Raw genomic sequence first — 10027 nt, forward strand, 5'->3', positions numbered from 1 at the left:
ATAATTCATCCCCTATAAAACATCGCTACTACAAAAGTAGTAATAGTCACAATGCAAAATAATTGCACTATTATAATCAATATATTATGTAATGTGTGACAACTTATATAATCCTCAATCACTACACGCATACCAAGCATTGCATGATACAGCGAAATAGCCACCGTAATTAACAATGCTACTACGTTAAAAGGCTTTTTAAGCTCCCACATAATAATATTTATGTCATTATTTTTGTTAGTTAGCGTAAAATATATTAACCATATAGAACATAAAGCTAATATAATCCCTGTTACTCTTTGCGATAACCAATGATGAGAACCACTTTTAGCAGAACCGCTATTTTTTGCTTTTACAATTTCTACTTTAAAATCATATACCATTAATTTTCTCTAAACATATTTTGTATTGGTGTCATTCCCGCGAAAGCGGTAATCCTAAAGAATAGTATTAAATATTGACAAAATAAACCTCACAAAACAAGTTTTTTTAGGTTTTACTGGATTCCCGCTTTCGCGGGAATGACACCAAAAACTTTTTAAAACCGTACAATCACATCTATATACTCCGAGTAAATGAAGCATCGGTAGACGAAGGTCAATTTCACAAAGAGCAAGGAGTTCACAAGGCGAGGAGCGGAACGTATACTTAATACGTGAGTACCACAGCTCTTTGAGAACGACGTAGCTAATTTTTGAAATTCACCAAGTATACTTTCATACCCATAGTAACATAGTTAATAATACAGATCCTACCACTACACACCAACCGGTGATATTCACTGTTTTTATAGAAAAGCCGTAACCGATATCCCAAAATAAATGACGAATACCATTACATAAATGATAAAACCAAGCGTAGCTTACTGCTACTAAGCATATTTTTATAATACAGCATTTAGCAAGTTGTAAATAATTATTATCATATTTACTAAGAATCAACCACCACGCCAAGATTGACACTGCAAAAAACAAAGCTACGCCGGTCATACGATGCAAAATCGACAAAGTAGAGCTTATTTGCGGCTTATATATAGTTAAATGCGGCGAAATCGGACGCTTATTATAAATTTCTTGTTTGGTTTTAGTCATAATATTAATAATAAAACTTATATAACGTCATTGCGAGAAAAAACTGCAAGTTTTGACGAAGCAATCTCAGGAGTTTGTTATTATTTCATGAGATTGCCACGCAGCCTATGGCTGCTTGCAATGACGATTAGGTATGGAATGACATCCTATACATTCATACACCACTAGGTCACTGACATCTATCTCTGTAACCAATACCCTTCTGCGGGCGATAAATCATCCGCTACTGCTCTTCTATCATCAAAGACGAAACATGCACCTTGCCATAAATTATTCTTATTTTGCGTATCTTCTAAATATTGCAATATACCACCTTTCAAATGATACACCTCATCATAACCTATGCTTTTAAGTAAGCTGGTGGATTTTTCACACCTAATACCACCTGTACAAACCATAGCAATTTTTTTACCTTTGAGCAATTCTTGATTCTTCTGAACCCAAGCAGGAAACTGCTTAAATGTTTTAGTATTAGGATTAATTGCCGATTTAAATGTACCGACCTCTACTTCATAATCATTACGGGTATCTATTACTATAACATTTTGTTTTGTGATAAATTCGTCCCAATCTTTCGGCTCTATATATTCGCCTTTAAACAAATCAACATTCAAATCTTCAACATTCATCGCTACGATCTCTTTCTTAAGCCTTACCTTCCACTTTTGAAAAGGATGAACATCACTATAATTTATTTTCACGTTAACATCTTTGGGACCTGTCAGCTTTATTAGTTCTTCAAGTACAAGATTTACATTTTCGTATGAACCTGAAAAAGAACCGTTAAAGCCTTCATTAGCTAATAAAATAGTACCTCTAACATATTTTCTTTTACCGATAAGCAAAAGCTTTGGTATCAAATTCGCCGGTTCTTCTATATTAACAAAACTATACGCACTTAAAATTGCTATTTTTTCATTCATAAATTATTTAGGTATTATTATTGTTAACGTCATTGCGCAGAAAAACTATAAGTTTTGATGAAGCAATCCAGTAAAAAATTCTGTAAATCAGAATTTTTTACTGGATTGCCGCGTCGCCTACGGCTCCTCGCAATGACTACAGGACTCTACACCACCGATAACGGCACGAACACACTTGTATCACCCCTTTCAATCAAGAGCAAAATATTTTGCTTATTTGATTTTTTAGCATTTTCATATAATTCTTCTAGCTTACTTATATCGCCTATGCTTTCCTGATTAATATTGGTTATCAGATCGCCAATTTTGAAGCTACTTTCTTCTTCATCAATATTGGTTATAACTATTCCCGTTTTATCTTGAGGAATAGTATATTTTTTTCTTAGTTCTTCAGTCATATTACTAAAAGTAATATTATTTTTAGTAATAGATAAACTATTTTCTTCTTTGTTTGTTATTTCTTCTTTATTGGTCTCTTCTGTAGAATCCTTGGTAACTTCTTCATTATCTGAAGTAATCTTAATAGGCAATTCAAGCTCTTTTTTATCACGCAGTATTTTTAATTTTACTTCTTGATTAATAAGAGTATCTGCAATAATTACACGTAATTTTTTAGTGTTTTTAACCGGTATATCTCCAAACTCTATTATGATATCACCCGTTTTAATACCTGCTTTATCACCTGGACCGTCTTCTTGTACTTTAACTACTAACACACCGTTAGTGTCTTTCAGTCCTAGCCCTTCAGAAATTTCCTCAGTTAAATCTTGTATTGTTACTCCAAGGCGTCCTCTACTTACTTTTCCATCTTTCTTAAGACGTTCGATTATAGGCTTTGCAGTATTTGAGGGGATAGCAAAACCTATACCTATATTAGTACCGAGTGGTGAAAAAATTGCCGTATTTACGCCGATTACTTTCTGATCCAAATTAAACATAGGACCGCCGGAATTACCGTTATTAATTGCAGCATCCGTTTGAATAAAATTATCGACTATATTTTCTGTATCTATATCAATATCCCGCCCTTTAGAGGATATAATACCGCTTGTCACCGTACCACCTAGATTACCGAACGGATTACCGATTGCAATAACCCAATCTCCTACTCTTGCATCATTTGAATCTCCAAACTCAACAAAAGGTAAAGGCTCCTCACTATCTATTTTTAAGAGAGCTAAATCGGTTTTAGTATCGCTACCTATTAGCTTAGCAGGTAATTCAGCATTATCTGCAAGCTTTATATTAATTTTATCAACATTTGCAATTACATGATAGTTAGTGACTATTAAACCGTTAGGCTCAATAATAAATCCTGAACCAAGCGGAACGCTTTTTGGAGTTTGATCGATTTCTTCCAAACTCAATGGAATATTTAACTTTTCTAAAAAATCATTAATAAAGTCTAAAGGATTTTTTGCTTGCAGCGGATCTTTCTCAGCATTTTCCGACTTACTATTAACATATTCTATTGTTGAAATATTAACAACTGCGGGAATTAACGGCTCAACTATATCAGCAAAACTATAACGAGCAGCTTCACTTACTTTTAAAGGTACGGAATTGATTGCCGTAAATGCATTCTCTTCTTGATCTGCTAATTTTAAAGACTTATTATTTTCTTTTGCTAGAATAACGTTACTTGATATTAAAATTATTATAACAAGCACTATTTTCAGAGTCATCATACTACTTAGTTAAATTAAGGTATTTTAAAACTTCAGCATCCGGTGAAATCACAAAATTAGTATCTTCTTGCTTTAAAGAATTTTTATATACTAACAGTGATTTATAAAATTTGTAAAATTCCGGATCGACAGAATAAGCGGAATTATATATTTTTGCTGCTTTTTCATCGCCGTCACCTTTAATAATTTGTGCATCTCTATAAGCTTTGGCGAGTATTATTTTACTTTCTTTATCTGCTTTTGAACGAATACATACGCTCTCTTCTTGTCCTTCGGCTCTAATTTGGGTCGCTTCTTTTTCACGTGCCGTTTGCATACGACGATAAATAGCTGCACTGTTTTCTTTCGGTAAGTCTGCTCTTAAAATTCTAACATCTACAACGTCAATTCCAAAGCTTTTAGCTTCTCCGTCTACTTGATTTAAGATATTTAGCATTACGTTACTACGTTCCTGACTTAAAAGATTACTTAACGAAATTTTACCTATCACTTTACGCATTGACGATTCAAGATTACGAGTCAACCTGATTTTCACACCTTGATAATCATGTACCGTTTTATAAAACATTACGGGATTATTAATTTGGAATTTGGCATAAGCATCAACAATAACTCGTTTACCGTCGGCAGCCGTTAATTCTTTTGCCTCAACCTCAACATCTAAAAGACGCTTATCGAAAAATTCAATATTTTGAATAAATGGGATTTTAATATTTAATCCTGGATTTTCTATAGTTCTCACTGCCTCACCAAACTGGAATACCACAGCAGACTGGCGTTGATCAACTGAAAATAAGGAGCTAAAAATCAGTATCATCCCAAAAACAATTGTAAAAATTATATAATAAATCTTTTGTTGCATTTAATATTCCTTGTTGTGTTTTTATTAGCTCCGTCATTGCGAGGAGAGGTAATGCATCGACGTGGTAATCTCAGGAGTTTGTTATTATTGCATGAGATTGCTACGCAGCCTACGGCTGCTCGCAATGACGTGATAACCGCCTTTATTTTATAACCATGTGCGGTAGTAGTGCATTATTAATAATAGTTTTATTTGCACCGCCTAATATCTCTTCGACTACTTCTAAATATAACCTATCTCTAGTTACTTGCCTACCTATAGTATATTGTTTATAAATAGCATTAAATCTTTGGCTATCACCTTCTGCTTTTGATATAACTTCTTCTCTATAACCTTCTGCTTCTTGTATAATCTTTGCGGCCGCTCCTCTAGCTTCCGGCAAAATCTTATTATTATAGGCTTGAGCTTGATTTATTTCTTTTTCTTTATCTGCTTTTGAAGTTTGCACGTCTCTATAAGCGTCTATTACTTCGGCAGGCGGCTCGGCTTTTAATAATTGTACTTTCTCAATCATAACACCGGCATTATAACTATCCAGTATCTTTTGTGCTAATTTTTCTATTTTGTAAGTAATTTCTTGCTTTTGATCAGATAATACCCAAGAAATAGGAGTATTGCCTATTATTTCTCTAACAGCACTTTCTACTGTTGCTTTTACTGTTTCTTCAGGTCTTTGTACGTTAAAAATAAAATCTTCAAGGTTATTAATATGCCACATTACATCACAATTTAAAGCAACAATATTTTCATCACCGGTAAGCATTATACTTTCACTGGCAATATTTTTAATATTATCGCCACCGCTACGCGAGCTATTTGTACGATAACCAATCTCAATTCGGCGTGATTGTTTAACTTTCTCAACTATTATCTTTTCAAAAGGGGCAGGTAAATGATAATTAAGCCCGGGGTAGCCCTTACGTACAAAACGCCCAAATCTTATTACCGCTGCTTCTTCACCTTCTTTTATTTCATAAATACCCGAAGCAAGCCATAAAGCAATCACTGCGACAACAGCTAAAATTATTGTTTTAGCATTGAAATTAAACTGGAACTGAAATTTATCAAAATTAAATTGATTTTTACGCGGTCTTGTGAATATGTTATCGTCTTTATTAGAATCAAAATCTTTCCATGGGGATTTTTTTAAAATCGAACTATATTTTTTACTAAGCATTTGCTTTTTTATATTATTTTAAGGATTAAGTGATTATATATATTATAGCATATAACGTCAAGTTACGAACTTAAACAGCCTTAAAAAGGAAATTTAATTATGGCAGATTTACACCAAAAGCAAATTATTGATAAACTTCAGCATATTACCTTTAAAGACGGTACTTTTTTAAATAAAGTTATATCAGATATTATAATGAAGGGTAATAATATAGGTTTTTCCATAGATATATCAGGTAAAAACAAGTTAGAAGCCGAAGAAATCAGACTTAAGGCAATCAATAAACTTAGCGAGATTTCGGAAGTAAATAAAATAACAATTGTTTTTACCGAAAGTAAACCGATAGAGCAAAAAACTCAAAAACCAAAGCATATTGTAGAAAATGTAAAAAAAATTATCTTAGTAGCATCAGGTAAAGGCGGAGTCGGAAAATCTACAATATCGGCTCTTATTGCGCAGCAATTGAGTCTAGAAAAATACCGAGTAGGAATAGTGGATGCCGATATTTACGGTCCGTCAATTCCACATATAGTCGGCATTAACGAAGTACCGAAAACAACAGATGGACGCATAATACCGATAACAGTAAAAAACATCCAAGTTGTTTCTATAGGCTTTTTTGTTAAAGACCATTCGGCAATTATTTGGCGTGGTCCTATGGCTAGTAAGACCATTTATCAATTATTATCAGTAACAAAATGGGATAATTTAGATTATCTCATTATCGATATGCCGCCGGGAACAGGCGATATTCATTTAAGCCTTTTAGAGAATTATCATTTAGATGGCGTAATAATCATAACAACACCGCAAAAAATATCAGAGATAGATGTAATACGTTCTATAGATTTATATCAAAAACTTAACTTACCTATTTTGGGAATAATTGAGAATATGAGTTATATGTTTGAAAATAATAGCGGCGGGCATTTATCGCAAAAATATAATATTCCCCTAATCGCTCAAATCCCGATTATGCCGCAAATAGCCGATGCTTGCGATACATCACTACCTCTAACAAATTTATTAACATTACCTTTAAAAGAATATTTATTATGAAAATATGGGTTATTGCAGATGATAGAACAGGCAACACAAATCAGGCTATTGCACTTGCCAAAAAATTAACAGAAGAATATACAACAATTAGGCTTGAATATAATTGCTTAGCTAAACTACCGAATTTTTTACTAAAATATTATCCTCTTCATATAAAAAGTGAATTGTTACAGGATATTTTGGCTAAGTCCCAGCCTGACATAATAATTACTGCCGGAAGAAGAACAGCAGTTTTAGCATTTTATTTAAAAAAGAAATTAGACCTCTTGCATAACGTAGCTAATAAGGAGGAATTTGTAGGATACACGGAACGCAGCACCGCAGCGTACATTTTAGTACGTGAGGATGCGAGCACCGGATCGACGCACAAATTACCCTTAGAAGCAAGTGATGCAAGAGGTCTAATTAAAGATATCAAGCTAATACAAATAATGCAGCCTAATCTTCCCTATAATACATTTGATGCCGTTATTCTGCCTTATCATGATTCAAGTAATAGCCAAAATGTCGTCCCATGGCTTGACCACAGGATCCAAAAAAAAATTAAAGAAGACTGGATTCCGCGATCAAGTCGTGGAATGACAATCCCCATCAACGGAGCTATCAATAACGTAACCGAAAAGTTCGCTGCGGCAAACTTGGAACTCCAAAAACATTATCCCAATCTTAAACAATTTATTGCCGTGATAATCGGTGGGAATAATCAAAAATTCAATTTCAACGAAGATGAAGCAAATTTATTTGCTTCATTATTAAATAAAATATACACTAATCAACAAATACCGTTTTTCATTAGTTTCAGCAGACGTACACCACAAGCCGTAAAATCAATTATTAAAAATAATATGCCGGCTTCTACAATTATTTATGACCCGAATGAAGAAGCGGACTATAATCCTTATATAGCTATGCTGGCTAATGCAAAATATATAATCTCTACAGTCGACTCGATTTCAATGTGCAGTGAAGCAGCATCAAGCGGCAAACCTCTTTATATATTCTGCCCACCAAACTTTAATTCCTCAAAACATAAGATTTTTGTAAAGCAATTAGTAGAACAAAAAATAGCAAGAATTTTTGATGAGTCAGTTATTTCTCTAGAAGAATATAACTATAAACCTTTAAATGAAGCAGAAAGAGTAGCTGAAATTATTAAATCTTTAACCAAAAGCTGGTAATTATATGGATAAAGATATACAATCATATATATTCATGAAGAAGCTACAATCTTTGCCGTTTGTCGACGCAATATGGATTTTCGGCTCTCATACTAGAGGAGATAACTAGGAGCGTTCCGATATTGATATTGCAATTATCTGCTCTAATATTACAGATCAAAAATGGCTAAAAGTTATGGATATTATAGAGAATGCAGACACGCTTTTAAAAATAGATTGTGTAAGGTTTGAAAGTACTAAAATAAGTCCTGAACTTTATGACAATATATTAAAAGAGAAAAAAATTATATATGTCAAAAATAAACCTTAAACTTGAAAAGTTTCGTAAAGCTTTTATGACGCTTGAAGATATCTATTTAAAACCGGTGATAGGAGATAGAGCTTATATTGACACAACAATTCAAAGATTTGAATTTACTTTTGAACTTGCTTGGAAGTTTTTAAAAGAATATTTTTCTCAAAAAAGCACAATTCTTCACTATCCTAAAGCAGTTATTAAAGAAGCTTACTCAGCTGGAATTATAAATGATGAAGATTTATGGATTTATATGCTTACTGATCGCAATATGACATCTCATACTTACTATACAAAGCTTGCCCAATATATAGCCGAATCAGAAATTATGTTCCTGAATTTAAGAAATTACTAAATATACCTAAAGTAAATAAAAAGTTGGTAGACGAAAATCAACTTCAAAAAGAGCAAGGAGTTCACTAGGCGAGGAACGCAGCGTATACTTAATAGTGAGTACCACAGCTCTTGTAGAACGACGACGCCAATTTTTTAAGTTCATCGAGTATACAAAGACTTTATGATACCTTGCAGTGTTTGAACTTCAGGGGAAGAGAGGCTATTGATACGTGTAAATATATTAGTGATATTTTGCTGCATGGCAGGCTTTTTGTCAGGAGCTTTGAAGAATCTGGCTTTATCGAGTTTGCCGAATAAATTTATTAAAAAATGCTCCATTTCTTCTTTAGTAGCTAATTTTTGAATATTATGTATCTCCTCTCTAGGCTTAGAATTACGGAACAATTCATAGCAGATAATAATAACTGCTTGAGCGATATTTAACGAGCTAAATTCGGTTGTGTTAATAGTGATAATCTTATTGGCGAGTGCGACTTCTTCATTGCTAAGACCATTATTTTCCCGCCCAAACATTATCCCAACTTTTTCAGAATTTGGATAATCTAAAGGCAAATTTTGTGAAAATACGTAATCTTTATTCATAGCCCTTTTAATACAAGTAGTAGCGTATAAATATTCAAGGTCTTGAACGCTATCCTCTAGGTTATCATAAATTTTTGCATTATCTATAATATTAACCGCTCCGACTGCATTACTACGTGCTTGCTCATTTGGCCAGCCATCTCTTGGAGCTACGATTCTAAGCTCACTTAAGCCAAAATTCTTCATTGCTCTTGCAGTAGCACCGATATTCTCACCCATTTGCGGGACAACTAATATTATAACCGGATTCATTTAAACTCTCATAACATGACAAGTATAAGCGATTGCTATAGCGTCAGCTTCATCGGAATTAGTAATTAAGGAAGTGCCGGGCAGCAAAAGCTTTATCATATGCAAAATTTGGTCTTTCTCTGCATGCCCATAACCGGTCACAGTTTTTTTTACCGTATTTGGTTTAAATTCCCGCATGTCCAAATTATACCTACCGAACAGCGACATTATCGCACCTCTAGCATAGCCGAGCTTTAACGAAGTCATGCTATTAGTATTAACAAATGTTTCTTCAATCGCTGCCATATTTGGTTGATATTCTAATATTACTTTTTCTAATGTACTGTTAATAAAGGCAAGTCTATTATGAATTTCATCTTTACTATTTGTTTTCATAAGACCGCTAGCTAAATATTTCAGTTTTGTCGACTGCCTTGCAACCACCGCCCATCCAAGACTCCCAAGTGCCGGATCAATCCCAAGTACTATCATGATTACATATACCGTGTCACCCCGTGGGGGGGGGGCCCGGGGGCAAAAAAAAAAATAAAAAAAAAAATACCCCCCGGGGCACCCACCCGGGG

Annotated in this window: 12 protein-coding genes; 4 read left to right on the plus strand and 8 right to left on the minus strand. The window is 33.8% G+C overall.

Annotated elements, in window-relative coordinates; genetic code table 11:
• Positions 1 to 5: 5 nt before the first annotated feature.
• From sdhD to hflK, 6 genes are all read right to left on the minus strand, one after another.
• Positions 6 to 383: a succinate dehydrogenase, hydrophobic membrane anchor protein gene (gene sdhD, locus ACKTSD_RS07295; protein WP_412708653.1), complete on the minus strand. Its 378-nt coding sequence runs from the start codon at positions 381 to 383 to the stop codon at positions 6 to 8.
• 333 nt (positions 384 to 716) lie between these two features.
• On the minus strand, positions 717 to 1091 hold the full coding sequence (gene sdhC / locus ACKTSD_RS07300) for a succinate dehydrogenase, cytochrome b556 subunit (RefSeq protein ID WP_412708654.1): 375 nt from the start codon (positions 1089 to 1091) through the stop codon (positions 717 to 719).
• A gap of 179 nt (positions 1092 to 1270) precedes the next feature.
• Positions 1271 to 2014, minus strand: coding sequence for an oxygen-dependent tRNA uridine(34) hydroxylase TrhO (gene trhO / locus ACKTSD_RS07305; RefSeq protein ID WP_412708655.1), 744 nt, complete (start codon positions 2012 to 2014; stop codon positions 1271 to 1273).
• Between the two features lie 146 nt (positions 2015 to 2160).
• Positions 2161 to 3702 carry a Do family serine endopeptidase gene (locus ACKTSD_RS07310; protein WP_412708656.1) on the minus strand — a complete coding sequence of 514 codons (1542 nt, stop codon included), beginning with the start codon at positions 3700 to 3702 and terminating at the stop codon, positions 2161 to 2163.
• Position 3703: 1 nt separating this feature from the next.
• A complete protein-coding gene (gene hflC / locus ACKTSD_RS07315) occupies positions 3704 to 4564 on the minus strand; it encodes a protease modulator HflC (RefSeq protein ID WP_412708657.1) in 861 nt (286 codons plus the stop codon).
• A 142-nt stretch (positions 4565 to 4706) separates the two neighbouring features.
• Positions 4707 to 5741, minus strand: coding sequence for an FtsH protease activity modulator HflK (gene hflK, locus ACKTSD_RS07320; protein WP_412708658.1), 1035 nt, complete (start codon positions 5739 to 5741; stop codon positions 4707 to 4709).
• 99 nt (positions 5742 to 5840) lie between these two features.
• Between hflK and ACKTSD_RS07325 the strand changes: the two genes are divergently transcribed.
• From ACKTSD_RS07325 to ACKTSD_RS07360, 4 genes are all read left to right on the plus strand, one after another.
• Positions 5841 to 6800 carry an Mrp/NBP35 family ATP-binding protein gene (locus tag ACKTSD_RS07325; RefSeq protein ID WP_412708659.1) on the plus strand — a complete coding sequence of 320 codons (960 nt, stop codon included), beginning with the start codon at positions 5841 to 5843 and terminating at the stop codon, positions 6798 to 6800.
• Positions 6797 to 7978 carry an ELM1/GtrOC1 family putative glycosyltransferase gene (locus tag ACKTSD_RS07875; RefSeq protein ID WP_456237204.1) on the plus strand — a complete coding sequence of 394 codons (1182 nt, stop codon included), beginning with the start codon at positions 6797 to 6799 and terminating at the stop codon, positions 7976 to 7978. Before ACKTSD_RS07325 ends, ACKTSD_RS07875 begins: the two co-directional genes overlap by 4 nt.
• A gap of 148 nt (positions 7979 to 8126) precedes the next feature.
• Positions 8127 to 8288, plus strand: a complete 162-nt coding sequence (locus ACKTSD_RS07355; RefSeq protein ID WP_412708666.1) for a nucleotidyltransferase — start codon at positions 8127 to 8129, stop codon at positions 8286 to 8288.
• Positions 8269 to 8628, plus strand: a complete 360-nt coding sequence (locus tag ACKTSD_RS07360) for an HI0074 family nucleotidyltransferase substrate-binding subunit (protein ID WP_412708660.1) — start codon at positions 8269 to 8271, stop codon at positions 8626 to 8628. Before ACKTSD_RS07355 ends, ACKTSD_RS07360 begins: the two co-directional genes overlap by 20 nt.
• Positions 8629 to 8768: 140 nt before the next feature.
• Here ACKTSD_RS07360 and ACKTSD_RS07365 read toward each other — a convergent pair whose 3' ends face one another.
• Entirely contained in the window at positions 8769 to 9464 is a 696-nt protein-coding gene (locus tag ACKTSD_RS07365; RefSeq protein WP_412708661.1) for an RNA methyltransferase, read from the minus strand.
• Positions 9465 to 9935 (minus strand): crossover junction endodeoxyribonuclease RuvC, encoded by a 471-nt coding sequence (gene ruvC / locus ACKTSD_RS07370; RefSeq protein ID WP_412708667.1) that lies wholly within the window; start codon positions 9933 to 9935, stop codon positions 9465 to 9467. It abuts the gene before it with no gap.
• Positions 9936 to 10027 lie beyond the last annotated feature (92 nt).

This window comes from Candidatus Rickettsia kedanie (genome assembly GCF_045865205.1).
Taxonomy (GTDB): Bacteria; Pseudomonadota; Alphaproteobacteria; order Rickettsiales; family Rickettsiaceae; genus Rickettsia; species Rickettsia australis.